This is a genomic window from Sphingobacterium sp. UBA7855 (genome assembly GCA_002500745.1).
Classification (GTDB): domain Bacteria; phylum Bacteroidota; class Bacteroidia; order Sphingobacteriales; family Sphingobacteriaceae; genus Sphingobacterium.
Window position 1 is genome coordinate 72,574 of sequence record DLST01000015.1, and the last position, 20,882, is coordinate 93,455.

Annotated in this window: 12 protein-coding genes; 8 read left to right on the forward strand and 4 right to left on the reverse strand. The window is 44.7% G+C overall.

What is annotated here, in order from left to right; translation table 11 throughout:
* Positions 1 to 129: 129 nt before the first annotated feature.
* The 5 genes from B2107_RS12855 to B2107_RS12875 all read left to right on the forward strand — a co-directional run bounded on the left by B2107_RS12855 (position 130) and on the right by B2107_RS12875 (position 9,396).
* On the forward strand, positions 130 to 1,521 hold the full coding sequence (locus tag B2107_RS12855; RefSeq protein ID WP_293956060.1) for an IPT/TIG domain-containing protein: 1,392 nt from the start codon (positions 130 to 132) through the stop codon (positions 1,519 to 1,521).
* An 87-nt stretch (positions 1,522 to 1,608) separates the two neighbouring features.
* A complete protein-coding gene (locus B2107_RS12860; protein ID WP_293956061.1) occupies positions 1,609 to 4,677 on the forward strand; it encodes a SusC/RagA family TonB-linked outer membrane protein in 3,069 nt (1,022 codons plus the stop codon).
* A 10-nt stretch (positions 4,678 to 4,687) separates the two neighbouring features.
* Positions 4,688 to 6,706, forward strand: coding sequence for a RagB/SusD family nutrient uptake outer membrane protein (locus B2107_RS12865; RefSeq protein ID WP_293956062.1), 2,019 nt, complete (start codon positions 4,688 to 4,690; stop codon positions 6,704 to 6,706).
* 79 nt (positions 6,707 to 6,785) lie between these two features.
* Entirely contained in the window at positions 6,786 to 7,787 is a 1,002-nt protein-coding gene (locus B2107_RS12870) for a DUF4973 domain-containing protein (protein WP_293956063.1), read from the forward strand.
* A 70-nt stretch (positions 7,788 to 7,857) separates the two neighbouring features.
* Positions 7,858 to 9,396 (forward strand): family 43 glycosylhydrolase, encoded by a 1,539-nt coding sequence (locus tag B2107_RS12875; protein ID WP_293956064.1) that lies wholly within the window; start codon positions 7,858 to 7,860, stop codon positions 9,394 to 9,396.
* An 87-nt stretch (positions 9,397 to 9,483) separates the two neighbouring features.
* Here the strand turns inward: B2107_RS12875 and B2107_RS12880 are convergent, their stop codons facing one another.
* Both B2107_RS12880 and B2107_RS12885 read right to left on the reverse strand, forming a co-directional pair.
* Positions 9,484 to 10,248 carry a response regulator transcription factor gene (locus tag B2107_RS12880; protein ID WP_293956065.1) on the reverse strand — a complete coding sequence of 255 codons (765 nt, stop codon included), beginning with the start codon at positions 10,246 to 10,248 and terminating at the stop codon, positions 9,484 to 9,486.
* 2 nt (positions 10,249 to 10,250) lie between these two features.
* On the reverse strand, positions 10,251 to 13,427 hold the full coding sequence (locus B2107_RS12885) for a ligand-binding sensor domain-containing protein (protein WP_293956066.1): 3,177 nt from the start codon (positions 13,425 to 13,427) through the stop codon (positions 10,251 to 10,253).
* A gap of 242 nt (positions 13,428 to 13,669) precedes the next feature.
* On the opposite strand from B2107_RS12885, the gene B2107_RS12890 reads away from it, so the two are divergent.
* Entirely contained in the window at positions 13,670 to 14,734 is a 1,065-nt protein-coding gene (locus tag B2107_RS12890) for a glycoside hydrolase family 43 protein (RefSeq protein ID WP_293956067.1), read from the forward strand.
* Positions 14,735 to 14,851: 117 nt separating this feature from the next.
* On the opposite strand, the gene B2107_RS12895 is transcribed toward B2107_RS12890, so the two are convergent.
* On the reverse strand, positions 14,852 to 15,001 hold the full coding sequence (locus B2107_RS12895; protein ID WP_293956068.1) for a hypothetical protein: 150 nt from the start codon (positions 14,999 to 15,001) through the stop codon (positions 14,852 to 14,854).
* Complete coding sequence (locus B2107_RS12900; protein WP_293956069.1) at positions 14,988 to 15,479, reverse strand: PD-(D/E)XK nuclease family transposase; 492 nt, start codon at positions 15,477 to 15,479, stop codon at positions 14,988 to 14,990. The genes B2107_RS12895 and B2107_RS12900 overlap by 14 nt, the downstream gene beginning before the upstream one ends.
* Before the next feature lie 335 nt (positions 15,480 to 15,814).
* Here B2107_RS12900 and B2107_RS12905 point away from each other — a divergent pair, with 335 nt between their 5' ends.
* The gene (locus B2107_RS12905; protein ID WP_293956070.1) at positions 15,815 to 19,009 is read left to right on the forward strand and encodes a SusC/RagA family TonB-linked outer membrane protein; all 3,195 of its coding nucleotides are present in this window, start codon (positions 15,815 to 15,817) and stop codon (positions 19,007 to 19,009) included.
* Between the two features lie 11 nt (positions 19,010 to 19,020).
* Positions 19,021 to 20,880: a RagB/SusD family nutrient uptake outer membrane protein gene (locus B2107_RS12910; protein WP_293956071.1), complete on the forward strand. Its 1,860-nt coding sequence runs from the start codon at positions 19,021 to 19,023 to the stop codon at positions 20,878 to 20,880.
* Positions 20,881 to 20,882 lie beyond the last annotated feature (2 nt).

Consider the following 20,882-nt stretch of genomic DNA (forward strand, 5'->3'; position numbering starts at 1 on the left):
AGATAAACCAATTTATAAACCAAATTCACGATTACTCTTAATTCTCGCTGTCCACAAACGCGAATCTCGAGAAAATCAAACACATACTTCACGTAGTTTGAAAATCGGCAGAATTTAACCGAATGAATGATGAAAAAGTATAAAAAGCATTTCATGCACCTCAGCTTAGCTGTGATTTTCGGTCTCCTTTTTAATTCCTGCAAGGAAAAAGAAGGTGCTAGTGAAGATCCAGACAAAGGTATTTCAGGCAAGGCCGTTTTTACCGATTTTGCCCCTAAAAAAGGAGCAGTCCGCACAAGGCTGTATATTGAAGGAAGTAATTTCGGCAGCGATGTCAACAAAATCAAAGTCTTTATCGGTGAACAGGAACTCAAAGTTGTGGGATCAAATGGGAGTCAGATCTATTGCATGATCCCGCGGTACACCAGCTCTGGAAAAGTCAAAGTCGTCATCACCCGAAACTCCGGAGAAGCAGTCGAACATGTTTTCCCCGATGAATTTCAGTATGCCAAAAGTACCGCCGTCGGCACGCTTGTCGGTAATGTGGATGAAAACGGCAACTCATCCATTATAGATGGTAATTTTGATGAGGCAAGATTTGCCTATCCAGCGTATATAACCTACGAGCCCGAAAGCAATGCACTCTTCGTAACCGAACTGGACAGAGCCGTCCGCCGCGTAGACCTGCAAACCAAAACAGTCTCCACACTAATTACCAATGGACAGGCCGGTTTCACAAAAATGCAGACGACTACATTAAGTGCTAATACCGATACCTTATTCCTCACCGATGACAACCAGAATCTGACAGCCAGAACCAAGGTCGCCATTGCCTATTCCCTCCGCTCCGAAAACTACCGCCGGGTACATCCTTATCTCTATGATCCTGCCGCCTATTCATGCGCCCCACACCCCATTCACAATAACATGTTCTACAATGGCTACGCAGGTATAGCTATCAAAAAGGCTATATTTGACCCCTTACTCAACGAACTCGGACCCAAGGAGCTCTTTAAAATTGGCGGAAATACAAATAGCAGCTCGCTGATCTTTTTTCATCCAACAGGCAACTATGCATACATCGTTTCCTACGGCTGTATCTATAAAAGCGTGTACGACTGGACGACCCGAGAACTGCAACCACCCATTATCTTTGCCGGTAGTCCTACAGCCAAAGGCGATGTCGATGCCATCGGCACTTCTGCCCGAATCGAGCGTGCCTATCAAGGTGTATTCGTAAAAAACCCCGACTATGCAGGACAGGCCGATGAATATGATTTTTACTTCTGCGACCAATACAATCAAAGTATCCGAACGTTAGCCCCCACAGCTGTGGTCAGCACTTTCGCAGGTAAAGGTAGCCCCACCCCCGATGGTAGTAAAGGCGGCTATATTGATGGTGATCCGCGCAAGGAAGCCCGGTTTGCCGATCCCACAGGAATTGCCTACGATGAAGAACGTAAGATATTTTACATCGCCGAGCGCAATAATAAACGCATCCGCACCATATCGATCGAGTAGCGAAATCTAAAATATACAGACAGATCCATTACGTACGCTATCACCTAAAGATTGCGCCCCAAAGGCGTATTGACCAATAATAAACCAATGAAAAAAAGAATTCTATTGCTCCTACTGGCGCTGATCGCCGTTAAGCTCAACCATGCTCAGAATGGCTCGCGCATTCCGGTCACCATCACCGGAACTGTCAGCAACAAGGCGAAGGAACCGCTTAGCGGCGTCACGGTAACCATAAAGGACCAACCCGGACTTGGAACAGCCACCGACAACAAAGGAAACTATACCATCAAAGCATCCAAATACCAATGGTTGGTATTTGCCATGCTCGGTTACGAAAAACAGGAAATATTAATCAAGGATGACCTCAAAATAGATATCCTGCTAAAAGAAGCAGACCATAGAGCGATGGACGAGGTTATCGTCACCGCCCTCGGACCACAAAAGAAAGCCACAGTCACCGGTGCAGTCACTACCGTCGACCTTTCGCAACTAAAGACTCCAACCTCGAGTATCACCAATGCACTGGCAGGAAATGTAGCCGGTGTAATGGCCATGCAGTCTAGCGGCCAGCCCGGAAGCAACATGTCCGAATTCTGGATAAGGGGTATCTCCACATTTGGCGCCGGCACTTCCGCTTTAATCCTTGTCGACGGATTCGAGCGTAGCCTTAACGAAATCAGTATCGAGGACATCGAATCATTTTCGATTCTGAAAGATGCCTCCACAACCGCGATATATGGTTCCAGGGGTGCCAATGGTGTTGTCCTCATCACCACAAAAAAAGGGAAAACAGATCGCGTGAGCATCAACGGCAAACACGAGGCCTCCTATAATACACGAACGTTTACGCCGAGTTATGTCGATGGACATACCTATGCAAGCCTCATGAATGAATCACGCATCACCCGCAACGAAGAGCCTTTTTACAACAACGAGGAACTCTTCCTTATCAAAAATCGACTCGATCCTGATTTATATCCCGACATCAATTGGATGGATATGTTTTTAAAGGACGGTGCCTTTACACAACGTAGCTCGCTCAATTTCGACGGTGGCGGTTCACTGGCAAGATACTTTGTTTCCGGAAGTTACATCAATGAAGGCGGAATGTACGAAACCGACGAAAACCTCAAGAATTATAATACCAACGCCAATTATAAAAGATGGAATTACCGCGCCAATATCGATATGAACCTCACCAAATCCACTTTGCTACGCGTGGGTATCAGCGGTTCGCTGGGCAAACAGAACCTCCCCGGTGGCACCTATGATGAAATCTGGGCTTCACTCATGGGGCAGAACCCCATTTCTATTCCTATTAAATACAGCGATGGACGTGTTGCATCCAGAGGTGGAGCAGAAAGGCAGAACCCCTGGGTGTTGATCACACAGCAGGGATATATTGAAAATTGGGCAAACAAATTGCAAACCAACGTTACACTAGAGCAAAACCTAGATGTGCTGACCAAGGGATTACGTTTTGTTGGACGCTTCGGTTACGACATCAACAACAACAATAATATCCGCAGGATGAAGTGGCCAGAAGGTTGGATGGCCGAACGGCTGCGCAACTCCGACGGTGAACTTGTACTTAAAAGAACAATTACAGAGCAGCTCCTCACCCAGCGCTCCAGTGCCACTGGCGACCGTTTTGAAACCATGCAAGGTGAATTGCACTATAACAAACAACTCAAAGATCATACCCTCGGTGGAGTAGTACAGTATACACAAGAAAAACGCGTTAACACCTCCAATTATGGCGAGGATATCATGCAGGGCATAGAACGCCGAAATCAGCGGCTCGCAGGTCGGTTTACGTATGGCTACCAGTCGCGCTACTTCTTCGACTTCAATTTCGGCTATAACGGATCGGAGAATTTCGCTAAAGGCCATCAGTTCGACCTCTTTCCAGCCGTCTCCGGAGCATGGAATATAGCCGAAGAAAAGTTCATCAAAGAGCGGCTTAGCTGGATGAATATGCTCAAGATCAGGTACTCCTTTGGTAAGGTCGGCAACGACGCCATGCCCGTAAGGTTCCCGTATCTCGCTTCTTTCAGCACCGATGAAACTCTCGGCTACAATTGGGGCGATATCGAAAGCAAAAATCTCTACCCCGGACTCACCTATTCCCGTATAGCCTCCAATTCCATTACCTGGGAAATTGCCACCAAACACGACCTCGGACTTGATTTTTCTTTTTTCAATGACAAATTCGGTGGACAGCTCGACTACTTTCATGAACAACGTGATGGAATATACATGGAACGTAAATATATCCCCTTTGTGGTCGGCCTACAAGGACAAGATCCCAGAGCCAACGTCGGTTCTACACGATCCGAAGGCTTTGACGGTCAGATACGGTTTACCCAAAAGATCAATCAGCTCAGTCTAACGGCGCGCGGCACCATGACCTACAGTAAAAACACCATCCTCGAAGCCGACGATCAGTTCAGCAACTACCCATACACCACCCTTTCAGGCTTTCGGGTCAATCAAAACAAAGGGCTCATCGCCTTAGGACTTTTTAAAGACTATGAAGATATCCGAAACAGTGCCACCCAAAACTTTGGCCGTACCGCCCCGGGAGATATTAAATACAAAGATATTAATGGCGATGGGAAAATCGACGATACCGATATCTTACCCATCGGCGCTACGCGTTATCCTAACCTCGTCTATGGCTTTGGCTTATCAGCAAACTACAAATCATTTGATGCCAGCGTACATTTCCAGGGTGCCGGAAAATCCTCCTTCTTTATCAATGGGTATACCGTATACCCATTCAGCCAGGGCGACTGGGGAAATATACTGACCGATGTGGTCGAATCAAACCGCTGGATACTTGGCGTCAACGAAGATGTAAACGCTCAATACCCCAGACTCAGTTACGGTGGTAGCGCCAATAACTACCGCGCTTCAACCTATTGGCTCCGCGAGAGTTCGTATCTACGGTTAAAAACCCTCGATATAGGATATGCCATACCCAACGGATTCACAAAAAGAATAGGCATCAAATCGGCACGGCTCTATGCCATGGGCACCAACTTGCTGACCTTCTCCAAATTTAAATTGTGGGACCCCGAGATGAACAGTTCCAATGGCCAAGCCTATCCACTGGCCAAAACAATCACCCTCGGACTTACCATCAACCTTTAACGATAGAAACATGAAGAAAATAACACTACTCGCACCCTTGCTGCTCAGCGTCAGTTTATGTCTATCCATCAGCTCCTGCTCCAAATACCTGGATGTCGAGCATTTTTTTGATGACCGACAGAGCGAAGATCGCATCTTTAAAAGCAAGGATTATACGGAGCAATGGCTCGGAAACTGTTACAACAAACTATTGGACTACAACCTCGAAATGGGCCACCGAAATTATACCATCTCCAACTACTCGGACGATATGTTCTACAATGAATCCGCCGGAGGCAACGGCGATGAGTACCGGCGATTCAAATTTGGAGAGTACGATTATACCTGGCAGCGCCAATCGTGGGCACAGTCGTATGGCGGAATCCGTCAAGCCTCAGTCATGATACATAGCATGGCTGAAGGCGGAACTTTCACGCCAAAACAGGTAGCAGATTATAAGGCGCAGGCACGCTTTATCCGTGCCTACCTGTACTGGCTACTCCTACGCAAGTATGGTCCAGTACCGATTATGCCAGATAAAGGTGTAGACTACGACGAAAGCTATGACAAACTAGCCTACCCGCGCAACACCTACGATGAAGTCGCCACCTTTATTGCCGAAGAAATGGCCCTGGCAGCGCAAGATCTGCCCTTGAAGCGTGACAACCGCAACATCGCCCGTCCTACACGTGGAGCAGCATTGGCCACACGCGCCAAAGCATTATTGTTTGCGGCAAGCCCCCTGGCCAATGGTAATGCAGAAATGAGTGACTTTACGGATGATAAAGGCCGGGCGCTAATTTCGGCACAATACAGCGAAGAAAAATGGGCCCGTGCAGCAGCGGCGGCCAAAGATGTGATCGATTTAAATGCATACAAGCTGTATACAGCCGATTTTAAAGCCAAAGGTACTACCGACTATCCAGCCACCATCACCCCCCCACATCATCCCGAATACTCCGAAAAGAACTTTCCCGAAGGATGGGCCAATATTGATCCCTTCGAATCTTATCGCGCCGTATTTAACGGTGATCTATATGCGGCCGAAAATCCAGAAATGATCTTCACCAGAGGCGAAAATCAAACGGATGAAAACCACGGCATTATCGCGCTGACAAGGCATCAGATGCCCCAGGTGGGCGGCGGATACAACTGCCATGGCATTACCTTAAAACAGTGTGATGCCTACACCATGAATGACGGAACCACATTTAATAGACAGCAAATCCGGCAGAAATACGGAACAAATATGTTTGTGCAGAAGGCTGAACTCGATCAATTCAAGCCACTCCTGGAAAATGTGTGGAAAGATTTTGCCCATCGTGAACCGCGATTTTACGCTTCAGTGGCCTATAGTGGTACGCTGTGGACCATGTCTAGCGCCACCTCCAACTTATCCAATGTCACCAACAAGCAGATCTTCTATTATCGGGGTGAAAATGAGGGCATGATTAATGGAGACCGCTGGCTACCTACGGGGATAGGCATGATGAAATTTGTCAACCCAAAAGATAATGCCACAGGCAATGGCGGCAAGATATACCCCAAAGTGGAGATTGCCATACGGTATGCCGACCTCCTACTCATGTATGCCGAAGCGCTCAATGAGATCAATGGTTCCTATATGGTTGCTAGCTGGGACGGCAAAACTACACATCAGATCACTCGAAATATCGATCAGATGAAAAACAGTATAGGTATGGTCCGTATCCGCGCCGGAGTGCCCAATTATGACAACGCCATATATACCGATCAGGCAGCGTTACGCCGCCAAATCAAAGGTGAGCGGCAGATCGAATTGCTGGGCGAAAATCAGCGCTACTATGACTTACGCCGATGGAAAGATGCTCCAATAGATGAAGCACAACAGATCTACGGCTACAATGTGTATATGACCAAAGACAATGCCGACCTATTCTATACCCCTGTGCGCGTACCACAACTCCAGACTATATTTTCTAAAAAAATGTACTTCTGGCCCGTCGACTGGGATGAGCTCCGCAAAAACAGACGCATGACGCAGGCACCGGGATGGCCTTCTTTCGATTAGTTAAACCAGCCAAAAAGAATTAGATAGAAAATACCGCAATCGACATTGCATACTTATTTAAGCATTTAAAAAAAAACACATGAAAAATCCTTATATCTATATTTTAACCCTAGTCTTGGCCTTGTTCCAAACGGGGTGCAACGATGAATGGGAGGAAGAACTCTATACACAGATGGTGTCTTTTAAAGCCCCAATTGGAAGTGAGGGTGTATCTGAAGTGTATCTGCGCTACAACAAGACCGGCGAAGTTACCTACAAATTGCCTATCATACTGAGCGGCTCCCGCGAGAACGACAAAGACCGCTATGTCAAGGTAGCTGTAGATAGCGATACACTAGCCACTTTTAACCAGGAAAAATATCAGTACCGCAAAGACTTATATTTTAAACAGCTTCCCGAACAGTTTTTTGAACTGCCCAAGGAGAGCTGCCTGATTCCCAAAGGAGCACATACCGAAAATTATCCGATCAAATTTAAATTTGACAACCTCGATCTTGTCGAACGCTATGTACTTCCACTGTCCATTCAGGAAGACCCCTCCTATGTGACCAACAAGCGCAAAGGATGGCGCAAAGCATTGCTCTATGTCAAACCGTTTAATAATTATTCGGGCAATTATTCAGCCACATCCATGAATGTCTATGCCGACGGGCAAACTAAAAACCCACTTGTATCTAGCGTCAGAACATCGTGGGTGGTAGACGAAAAAGCAGTATTTTTCTACGCCGGAGTGCTGGAAGAGAAATCAGAAGATCGTAGCCGTTACAAGATTATCATGGAGTTTATGGAACCCTCGGAAGATGTTAACGGTATCAAATCGGGTACCCTTCATGTGTATGCCGCCGACAAATCCATCAACTTTGAAATGCTCGGGCAGCCTACGTACCAATTAAGGGAAATCGCAGATGCCACCAAAAAATATTTGGTCAAACAGTACTGCACCGTCAACCTAAAATACAAATATGACGATATCACCACCATGCCCGGTGTGCCCGTGCGCTACCGCGCAGAAGGAAGCATGACAATGGAACGATCACGCAACACCCTTATTCCCGATGAAGACCAAGCCATACAGTGGTAGCATACATCCGGGCAAATGCTGATCAAACAAACGATGCAATCCAATTGAAAATCTTTAAACAAACACTTCCATGAAAAGAATGACCGTGACCTTTTATTTTATGATGAGCAGCATGTTATGGGTATCTGCCTGTCAAAAAACCAATCCTACAAACGAGTTAGAGCCCATCCCAAAAAGCAATACCCAACCTGTAGATTCTACTGCAGACGATACAGTAGTGGTAGATAGTACCTTCTCCAATCCACTCATGCCCGGAGGTCCCGACCCCTGGGTAATCCAAAAAGATGGTACTTACTATTATACCTATACTCAGGGAAGCAAGCTCGTTATCCTCGAAACCAAAAGCATGTCCGAACTCGCCTCCGCACGTCGATATGAAGTCTATACCCCTCCTGCAGATCAGCCCTATTCAAAAAATTTATGGGCACCCGAATTGCATGAAATCGATGGTAAATGGTACTTCTATTTTGCGGCAGATAATGGCAGCAATGCCAACCACAGAATGTATGTGCTCGAAAATTCTTCTCCCACCCCCGTTCAGGGCAACTGGGAAATGAAAGGTAAGATTTCCGATAGCACAAGCGAATGGGCCATTGACGGAACCATTTTGCGGCATGACGGAAAGATGTATATGATCTGGTCGGGCGGGAATGCCGGCGCACCGCCTCAAAACATTTATATAGCGCCCATGAGCAACCCCTGGACAATCTCAGGACCAAAGGTCATGATTGCCACGCCCACCTACGCATGGGAGAAAAACGGAAATCCAATCAACGAAGGCCCCCAGGTGTTGATCAATCCACAGGGCAAAGTCTATATCGTCTATTCAGGCAGCGGTTACTGGTCCGACGGCTATTGCCTAGGCCTACTCGCGCTAAAAGATGACGGAGACCCACTACAGGCAGCAGATTGGACAAAACGCAACCATCCCGTATTTTCCATGAGACCCGAAAGTAGCATTTATGGTCCCGGACACAACGGTTTTTTTAAATCTCCTGATGGAAAAGAAAACTGGATGATTTATCACGCACGAAATGTAGCCAACGACGGCAATGCCACACGCAGACCCTACATCCAGCGATTTTCCTGGCATACAGATGGCTCCCCAAACTTCGGTCTACCGGCCAATCCTGCACTCAAACAAAAGCGTCCAGCAGGAGAAAAATGGCGGAAAATATATTCCAAGAAAGGGTGGACGGTCGCTGGCTTCAGTTCCGAAGAACCCAATAACAACCGGGTGGCTGCCGCAGTGATCGATGACAATATCAACTCCATATGGATAACCCGCTATTCAGTCAATCCAACAAAGTACCCCGACCATTACCTTACCATCGACATCGGAGCAGCCCAACCCGTAGATGGTTTTGTAATCCATCAAAAAGATGGCGACAGAAAGATCAAAGAATTGGAAATTCATGTCGGCAATGACAATCAAAACTGGGAAAACCTGGGCACCTTTACCTTGAGCGATGTCAATCTCCTGCGGCAGTTTATCGACCTTGCACAGACCAAGCAATTTCGCTATTTCAAACTTATCCCTAAGTCAGGGTACGACAATCAACAGCAACCCGGCCTGGCGGAAGTAGGCATATTCCGCAATAGTGATTAATATACCCTAAATGATGTTTACTGAAACTATAGGGGCAGTCCAAAATTATTGGATTGCCCCTTTTTAATCCCCTATAGTTATATTGAATCATGATCTCGGCATTGACTTCAGGTAAGCCGATGGAGATACCTTATAATATTTTTGGAAGTTCTTATTAAAGATACTCTGTGAACTATACCCTACTAGGGTTGCGATCTGCTGTAAACTATATTCATTTTGCGCCATGAGTTCAGTCGCTTTCTTTAAACGCGTTTTATCGACAAGCTCCTTGGGCGAAAGCGCAGAAAGCTGCTTTATTTTTCGGTAAAATGTAGGCCGGCTCATCAACATATGTTCAGCAAGTTCATCAATACCAAGTTCCGGATACCTAAAGTTTTTTTTGATATAAGCATCCAGCTTGTGCAAAAACTCAGCGTCCAGCTTCGATGGCGCAAGCAAACGGACATCTTCAAACGGAGCATGAGCAAAATGAGTTTTTACATTGACCCTATTTCTTAGCAGATTGTCTACCTGCACCAATAAAAGCTCCAAAGGAAAAGGTTTCTGTACATACGCATCGGCCCCTACTTCAAGCCCCTCAATATGCGCCGTATAGCTATTTTTCGAAGTCAGCAATAGTACCGGTATATGGCAATAGTTGAGATTCGATTTGATGAATTTACAGAGTTCAAAACCGTCTATTCCCGGCATCATAATATCCGAGATGACCAGATCAATCATTTCGCTATCCAAGATAAGTTTTGCACTTTCACCATTGTCAGCGGTGTGTGTGCAATAATTTTCATTCAATTCTTCAGACAAGAATTCCAGAATTTCTAAATTGTCGTCAATAATCAATATGTGCTGTCTCATAATTATTTGATTTTTTTCCAACTGCTAAGTTCAAACTCCCTTTCCTGCCGTAGCGGCAGCACCAATTCAAATACAACAAGGCTACCGCCACTTTCAATAAGCTGGAGCGTACCCTTATGCAGCTCGCTGAGCGACTTGGCCAGCGAAAGACCAATCCCGGTTCCAAATCCAAGACTATTTTCTAGCCTAAAAAACGGCTCAAAGATCTTTTTTGCATATTTATCAGGAATAGGTTCACTATCATTTTCCACCGCAATGTTAAAGCTATTTTTCTCGATATCTGGATCTGCCAGGTGCACATTCACGTACGTAAGACCATATTTAATAGCATTAGAGAGTAGATTGTTCAATATTTTTACCGTGGCTTCACGGTCGACAAAAGCGATGACATCATCCTTGGGATAAGTACTGTTCAAACGGATATTATTCTGTTCGGCGATCTGTTCAAAAGAAGAAGTCACTTCCTTTAATAAGTCAACAATATTTGTTTTCACAAAATTGAGCCCAAATTGATGCAATTCTGTTTTTCTAAAATCCAACAATTCCGCTGTCAGTTCGGTCAGTCTCAATGTATTTTTTTCAACCTGCAACAAGTTTTTACGAATAGTGTCACCATCCGTAATCTTTCGTAACATACCCTGCACCCGCCCGAGGATCAACGTTAATGGGGTTTGTATTTCATGCGTGATATGCGTAAAAAACTCAATTTTAGCCGCATAAATTTCACGCTCCTTTTCATGTTCAAACCGCATAAGTTTCGCTGCATTTTTTCGAATAGTCCATCGATGGTAATATAAAGCGATCAAAACCAAAAGCACGATTACCAGTAAAGTATAAAAGCTGTATGCGGCAAAGGTTTTCCAAAATGGCGGCTTTATAATAATGACAACCCTACGTTCAATACTCCTCCAGCTGCCTGTATTACTTTTCGCCCGCACAGTGAAAATATATTTGCCCGGTTGTATATCCGTAAAATAGGCCTTTCTATTGCTGGCAAGAATTGTTCGTTTTTGAGCTAACCCTTCCAGCATATATTCATATCTGGTAACCGCCGGAGAAGCATAATTGAGCGCAGCAAATTCGATACTGAAGTTATTTTGGTTATAAGCTAAACATATACTGTCGAGATACACTACCGAACGTTTGATGGGGCTTTTATCCATACCAGGATGGATAGCTTTATTATCTATCTCCAGGCCAGTAATAAATAAAGCCGGGCGCGGTCCAGTGTTTAAAAAATCTTTGGGGTCAAAGGCGATCAGCCCTTTTACTGACCCAAAATACAAGCTACCAGACCGGTCTTTGTAAGCCGAACAAAAATTAAACTGATCAGTGATCAATCCATTGGCTTGATGATAGTTTCTAAAGGTCTCCGTTTTGATATCCAGACACAAAAGCCCCTTTAAAGAACTTATCCAAAGGTTTTGAAAATCATCTTCCAGTATACTAAAATACACATTGGTCGGAAATCCCGCTGCAGTATCGTATCTTTTAGTTGACGTTCGGTCTCGACTTAAGCGGATCAGCCCACCACCTTCCGTCGCAAACCACATCGACCCCATGCTATCTTCGTGGATACCATATACCGGAAATTCGGGAATCTGACCTGTTTTAGTACTGCTCCCAAATCGGATATTCCCCTGTACACCCGATTTGGGATGATAGTAATAAACACCGTTCGACATGGTGCCCACCCAAATAAATCCATTTCTATCCTCCCGGATGCTCAGCACATAAGGACGGCCAGGGATATGATTGATGCGATCAAAAGTCTTTCTTTTGAGGTCGTACCTGAACAGGCCGGCGTTCTCATCATAAGCTGTACCCACTAATATCGTGCTGTCACTTGTCTGAAAGATGCTCAAAACAAAATCGTTGCCAGATTCAGCGGGCAGACCGATAGCACGATGCTGCTGACGGATTAGCCCTGTCCGGATGTCCATAATCTCCAATCCCCGATGAAAGGGCCCCACCAGAAGATCATTTCCCACAGCGAGCAGACCGTGGATATTCGGATAGGAAAGTGCATTTTCACCTGTTGTTGGATAGTGCTTAAAAAGTTGCCTTTGTGGATCAAACCTATTGAGACCGGCATCTTCCGTGCCAATCCAGAGTTGACCATCCCGATCAGGAACTAGCTCACGGACAGCATATCCCGATATCGAATTCTGTCCCACAATAGGATAGTATTTCCGAAAACGTGCGTTTTCAAGCGAGCAATAGTTCAGCCCACCAAAAAAAGTACCCAACCACATCCCCCCGCTTTTATCTTTGCACACCTTATATACCGCGTTATCCGTCATCGCATACGGGTCATCAGCGCGCTTGCCGAGGTGGCGGCATTTTTTGATGTTGGGATTATAGATATATACTCCAGATTCTGTTGCGACCCAATAATCGCCATTATTTCCCTTACAGATATCCCGTACAAAAATAGCGTTATCGCCCTTTACACTATGCACAATCGTCGCCGTTGTTCGCTTATCCAAATCATAGCGCTTAAGCCCAGACCCAAAATATCCAACGAGCACAGCACCGTCATCAAGCGGAAAAATAGCACTAATGGTATTCATATTTGAAGGCCTGTTCAAGTTCACCGTTTTCATGGTTTTCACAAGCACCCCACGCGGGTCGAAAATACGAATTTCGCCCTGCTTATTACCCGTCCACAGATTTTTGGCACCATCCAAAAATAAAGCCGTAGTCTGCACCTGATAATTTTTGACCACGTTCTTTTTTATGCTATAGCGCCATAGCGACGAATTGGCGATAAACCAGATATCATCCCCATTGGCTATGACCTGTTCGATATATAGCTGAGGGATCAGGTCTATTGGCGATATCACCTCACCAATGGTATCGTACCGGTACATTCCCTTTCCTGTGCCAATCCATAGTATTCCTGGCTGCCCTTCGGTCAAGGTATTGATTACATTGTTGCCGATGTTATTAAAAGGATCATTTTTATTTTCGCAAAGCTTAAAATTGTAGCCGTCAAATCTGCACAGACCTGCACGTGTACCTACCCACATAAAGCCTTTGCCATCCTGCAAGATGGAGCGAACAGCCTGATGAGGAAGTCCATCCTGCGTCTGATAGTGCTTGAAATAATATTGGGCATGACAAACAACCACGCTAAACTGCAGGATCAGCCAAACAAAAAAAGTAGGATAAGACATAATCTATGTTGGCAATCGGTTCTTTCAAATATAATCAAATGTACCAAAAAATGACAAGAGCAAATGTGATGACACTGCGGACAGCAGATAGCTGTGTCAAACAAAAAATGGGACAGGACGGTTTAAATCAAGAAATTGTTAGCTAAGTCTATTTACTTTGAGACAAAACGACAAAAGATTGAGCAAAAATGGAATGAAATTTTGACTTCTTTTGAAGAATTTAACACCAATTATACATGACGATGAAAAGATCACTTCCCCTATTGTTATTTATCCTACTATTATCTTTTGTGTTAAAGGGACAGACCGTAATACAAAATCCTTTACCAATCGCTTTCGGTGATCCTTTCGTCCTGACGGATTCCGATGGGAAATATTATATGTATGGCACCGGCGGCGATGTAGACAAAGGCTTTGGAGCCTATTCATCCACCAACCTGCAGGACTGGACCTTTGAAGGGCAGGTTTATCATCACGACAATAAAAATGGCTGGGGAATAGACGCATTTTGGGCCCCTGAAGTATACCTGCGGAATGGCCGTTACTACATGCTGTACAGTGCGCAATGGAAAGATAACCCGACGCAAGAACTTGAGAATTTCAGAATCGGTGTCGCCGTATCAGATAAGCCCACGGGGCCATTTATCGACTGCTATGACCGGCCAATTTTTGATCCCGGCTATCCTATTATCGATGCCAACCTTTGGTTTGAAGATGGCCGGGTTTACCTCTATTATTCCAGATGCTGCTACAAACATCCGGTCGAAAGTGAGGTGGCCACCTGGGCGAAAAACAAAGGCTGGTATGACAAAGTGGAAGAAAGCTGGGTGTATGGTGTAGAAATTAAACCTGATTTTTCCGGTATCATTGGCGAGCCAAAGTTACTGTTGCGTCCGCCACTAAAAATGGGTGTTTCCGACGATTGGGAGAGCAGATCGGTAACCAGCAGAGAGGTAAATCGGCGGTGGACAGAAGGCTCTTATCTCTTTAAAGAAGGCCACACGTATTACATGATGTATTCAGCAAACAATTTCGATGGCAAAAATTATGCAATTGGTTATGCCACTTCGAAAAGTCCATTAGGTCCATTTAAAAAAGCGTCAAACAATCCCATTTTACAAAAAAACGGGCTGGTAACAGGTACTGGTCACAATAGTATGGCCTATTCGCGGGATGGCAAGCAGCGGTATTGTGTCTATCATGGCCGCACCGAAGCAACAGGGCATCAACGACTGGTTTTTATAGACCCGATGGAAATTACAGATGACGGCAAACTCATTGTACATGGGCCAACAATAAAAAAGTGATAGACACAAAAAAGCGATGTATTTCCTACAGTAGAAATACATCGCTTATATAAAGACAAAATCTCTTATTAACTAATCTTAAAAACCATGCACCTATTAGATCTTAGATCAAAATGACTAAACCATTTTAAGTTTCTCAATTTCTTCAATAGAAAGACCGGTAATATCACTAACATCCGCTTTGTTATAGCCCTTCGCTAGCATCTTTCGAGCAGATTCCAAAGCCTGTTTATGCTCTCCTTCCGCGAGACCTTCAAAAGATTTCATGCGTTGTCTTATCACATAATGCGACATCATAGAAATAAGGACGATCAGTCTTCCGCAAAAGAAAAGCCTCATTCTCCCCATGTAGTTTGAATTCTAAAACCCCTATAAAATAAATCACAGGTAAACAGTAATCATTACTCTTCTTCCCCTTTAACAATTGCTTATTAATCAAACGTGACGTATAATAGATAGCGCGATCCTTGAAATATTCCTGAAATAATTGCTGCATCTCTATAATAAATATCTCTCCATCTGTACCGACACAATGTAAATCAAAAACAACCCTTCGCATATCTTCTTGATCACCGTCATACGCTATAGACTTATAAAATAAATCGGAAATTATTTTCTCACCTTCAAATAAGCTATTGAGGAATTCGATTAAAAGAATCTTATTTTCCTCTCGCCCGAAATAAAGCTTCCAGCCAAAGTCAGTACTGGGATCAACATATTTACCAATAAATTTTAATCTTGACATGATCATTTAAGTTTTTGGTTATTAATACAAATATAATAATAAAAAAACTAAAATATTTAGTAAAAGTTTATATATATATTCCCTTTATTTGGGCCATTCCAAAACATGTTTTTAATTAAGTACGCTCATTACATTTACAGCCAAGCCAACAGTTCAGGACAGTTGATTAAAAAATTACCGCTATCATTACCCAACAAACCTGTTACAAAACGATTCTTTAATGGAATATCGTCCACATACAATAGTGGATAATACGAACTTGTTCAGGCTTGCACGATAACCAATTAATCTGCCTTAAAACGCTTTTTAAAACCTATTATAAACAAGTTAAATGTATGAATTATCGATTTTTCAAAAAATCCGTGCTAAAGCGGAGTATCAAGCTTCTTTACCCCCTGCTTGCGCTCTCGCCAGCTCCGGTTTTTGCATTACCAACAACAAATTCGCCACGTTTATTATCCACAAAATTTGCCGGTGTCACCGGTCGTGTGCTTGATCAAGACGGCAAGCCCGTCCACGGCGCAACTATTCTGGTTAAAGGCAGCAAAGCCGGCGTAAAAACAGGAGAAGATGGCGTGTTCCATATCAACCTTCCTGCAGACAATACAGTTATTGTTGTGAGCTATGTGGGCTATAAAGTACAAGAAATAGACACGAAAGGCAAAACCAATATCACAATCCGACTCGAATCCAATACCAGCATAGATGAGGTTGTCGTGGTCGGATACGGCACAAAAAAACGACGCGAAGTCTTGGGGGCCGTGGCCTCTGTCGACCCAAAAGAAATCCAGGACATCCCGGCAGCCAACATTGCCGCAGCCTTACGCGACCGCGTTGCAGGATTGGGCGTCAGTGAGTCTTCGGGCAGGCCAGGCGCAGCAGTTACCCTTAACGTTCGTAATGCTTTCGCCTCAGACCAAGCCAAATTGCAAGGAGTAACCAATGAGCCACTGTATGTTATTGACGGTATTATTTCATCATCCGATGTCTTTGAAAACCTGGATGCATCCATGGTAGAAAACATTTCGATTCTTAAAGACGCATCGGCAGCCATTTATGGTGCCTCCGGAGCAAAAGGGGTTATCCTCGTCACCACCAAGAGAGGGCAAGTAGGAAAGACACAGCTCACCTACAACGGTTACCTCGGTATCTCAGACGCTACCGTGAAGCCAAAAATGCTTTCAGCCTATCAACACGCCAAATTATTGAACGAAACCTACACACTCAATAATGCCCAACCCACAGACTTCTTTTCGGATGAAGACTTAGCTTATTTAAAAACAAATCCGTATAAAAGCTGGTATGACGAACTTTGGAAACCCTCTAAAATGGAACGCCATAACCTATCCATTTCCGGCGGAAGTGAAAAGATAACCTTCTTTGCAGGCGGAAGCTATCAAAAAGAAGACGGTAACTATGCAGGTATGAGCCAACAGAAATACTCCTTCCGATCCGGCTTCAACACACAAATTATTGATGGTTTAAAAGCTGATGTTGCGTTTAATGTAAACAATACAAAGACCAATAGCCAAAATAGCCTATCCGACGACCGCGATCAAAACTTCTATCAAACCCTGATTACGACGCCGCAATGGGTACCCATACAGATCGATGGCCTACCGGTAAACTTCAGTAACATCAATGCCAATAGCAATACCAATCCACTGGCAATTATCAACTCAGGCTATTACCAAAAACGCAGTAACGCAAATTATAGCATTAACGCCTCCCTAAACTATGCGCCAGAATACCTCAAAGGATTCAGTGCCCGCGTACAGATCTCCAATTCGGGAACATCTTCCAGTGGCCAAGAATACCTCCCAGCTTACGATCTATACGAGTTTGTACGCACAGGCAACAACAACAAGCTCTACACCAACACCGTAGACAAAGTGTTTCGTATGGATGGTAGCAAGACAAGGATTTTACCATCCTTGGGCAAAGGAAATAGTTACCAGGGAAATATCGTATTACAATATGGAAATACTTTTGGAAAGCATAGTCTTGACCTCATGGTGGGTGCAGAACAGTCGGCTTCCAATGCAGAAGGATTATCAGCTTACTGGACCAATCAGCAGCTGCTAAATTTAGATGAATATTGGGCATTTGACCAATCAACTTTCACGCGGTCCGACCGTTCAATTACCGAAGCCGTCAAACGATCCTTCTTTGGACGGCTCAATTACGATTACAAGAAAAAGTATCTCCTTGAGGTGATTACACGTGTAGATGCCTCCTCCAATTTTGCGAAAGGTAATATCTGGGGGGTATTCCCCACGGTAGCGACGGGTTGGGTGGTCAGTGATGAACAATTTTTTAAAGACCTCAATTATATCAGCTACTTAAAATTACGAGCCAACTATGGACTGGTAGGTGAAGATCGCGTATTAGCACGACTATGGCAAGAACGGTTCAGTGTCGACCTCGTCAATACAGGCTATCTCTACGGCGAAACACCCGTCGCATCACTCAACCCAACCATTATTGCCAATCCCGATATCTCCTGGGAGAAACACCGTACGTTTAACTTCGGAATAGAATCCCGCTGGTTTGACAACAAACTGAGCTTTGGGTTCGAATACTATCTCCGAAACTCGTACGATGTATTTGACAAAGGTAACGACGAGAATTTCCCGATGTACGCCGGATTCAAAGCTCCAGTCGTCAACTACCAGAAACGAAGAGGCTGGGGTACCGAATTTTCCTTGGGATACCAAAACACCTTCTCCAACGGATTCAAACTTTCCACAAATATGAACTTTGGCTATTCGGCAAGCTACACCACCCAAATGTATTTCAACAAATTCCAACTATGGGATTTCTCCTATCCAGACTGGAAGGTGGAAATGGGGACAGACTCCCGTAAATACAACAGTTCAAATTATGGACTGATCTATCAAGATATGTTGCGCACACAACAGGAAGTCGATAATTTCTTGGTCAAAAACCCCAACTATACCATCGATGGCAAAGTACCGCAGGTCGGCTGGACCATATACGAAGACACCAATGGCGATGGGAAGATCACCGAAAAAGACCTAACCACCATGTTTGATAATACATCGCCGGTTTTTTCAACAGGGATCACCGTTGGCTTGGCTTATAAATCATTCTCCTTAAACACCAATTTCAGGGCCGTATTTGGCGGAAAAGCATTTTATGAGTCCCAAGCCATGACCGCTCCTACTGCATTCGTGAATGTTCCGAGTTTTTGGGAAGACCATTGGTCGCTGGAAAACCCCAATGGAAAATTCCCACGATATGACGATGCTGCAATGATGAAAAAGTGGAATTCTACCTTTTGGGCAGAAGATGCCACAACCATCCGGATCAACAATATGGTGTTCAACTGGAGTGTCCCTAAAACCTTTACAGATAAGATCAATGTACGCTCGCTCAAGCTGATGCTGTCGGGTAATAACCTATGGACGATTGTCGCACCATTTAAACACCGCGACCCCTATTCCTCTTCCTTGTACAATTACCCCACAATCCGTACGATTTCCTTTGGTTTAAACTTTGGTATTTAAAATTTAAAGACATGAAAAGACATTTTACATACATAATCGCCTTATTGGTGGCGTCGAGTACAGCCCTGATGACACAGAGCTGTAAAGATGATTTTTTTGAGCTCGTAGATCATAGCGGTCTGGACGCCCGCATTTGGGACAACGAAGGTGCCATTGAATACTATCTGGCTGGTACCTATAGCATGATCATGCCTTCCCATCCGCATGAAGTCACAACAAACGATATGCAGATGCACTATGCCAGTGACGAAAACTACTTTTCGGGAACGAATGCAGCCAGCAAAAAAGTATTGGGTCTAAGTGGCGAAATTACCCTTAATGATGTCAAATACATTGCCACCAAATACCAGGGCACCAATATTGGCGACAACCGCTACTTTGACATTGCACGCTGCAACAATGCGATCGCCTATATTCCAGCAGGAAGCCTGCCGCCAGAAGTTAAGAAGAAATTTTTAGGACAGTTTTATGCCCTACGCGCCATAGTGTATTTTGAGCTCACACGGCTTTACGGTGGCGTGCCCCTTGTACTCGACCCCCAAAATCCAGACAAACTGGAGTTAAGTGGTCGGGTATCCGCCAAAGCATGCTTTACACAAATCGTCAGCGACCTAGATGCTGCAATGACCAATTTAGATGGCGTAACCTGGGACGATGGCACTGGCCGAGGTAAGATTACCAAAGCAGCAGCAGCAGCACTGAAAGCCAAAGCACTGCTATATTGGGCCAGTCCACAGTTTAATCCAACCGACAATGCTTCCCATCCCTATGAAGCACAACGGTGGCAAACTGCTTTTCAGGCAAGCAAAGAAGCTTATGAACTCTGTCAAGCTGCTGGGCGGGCCTTAATGCCCAACTATAATGAAATCTTTTTAAAAGAAGGCATAGCCAATACAGAAGCGGTACTACTTCGTTCCTATTCTGCCACATCACCTAAGCGTTACACTATTGTCGAACGCGCATCGCGCCCCGCTTCCGAAGGCGGAGCACCAGCAGATTATTATGTTCCGACCACCCTTTTGCTCAAAGCCTATCGCATGAAAGATGGCACACCCGCCAGCGGGAATAACCTCCTGTATGATGACGCGCTTTTTTGGAAAAACAGAGATCCACGATTCAAAAACACCATTGTGTATAACGGTGCAGACTGGCCATTGAGCGGCAAGACCGGACGAAAACAGTGGAACTACACCAATGCAGACGGAGAATCCTCCATAAAATCCTTTTATTGCAAAAAATTTGTCAATCCATCACTTTCATCCGCATCTGTGGGCATTTTCAATGACATAGGCGGCAATGGTATGGACTGGATTGAAATTCGATTTGCCGAAGTCATGATGAACTATGCTGAATCAGCAAATGAAACAGGCGATCTGGCGCTCGCTAAAGAACTGGTACGTAGTATCCGGCAACGTGCAGGCATCGAACAGGGGAAGTACGATTACGGTTTGTCCCTTGCTGCCAACAAAGAACAGATGCGCGATTTACTGATGAACGAACGGCAAATTGAATTCGCCTTTGAAGGCAAGCGCTATCACGACCTACGACGGACCCGTCGCATGCATACCCTCGAAGGAACGATCCAAACGTATCTGTTCGAAACCAAATCCGATGCTTTAAAGAAAAAATTAGAAGCAAAGAACGCTGCCGGGATCATGCATCGCGAGCGTTTGGACATGAATAATAGAGATACCGTATTAAATTACTTCAAATATCCCTACAATTTACGTACAGAAAGCGCGAATGGAGCCTTTGCTTTCCGCGATTATTATTATTTCTACCCACTACCAAATACCTTTATGAGCTCCTCGCCACTGCTCGAGCAAACAATCGGTTATGAAGGCGGTACATTCGATCCACTAAACAACTAATT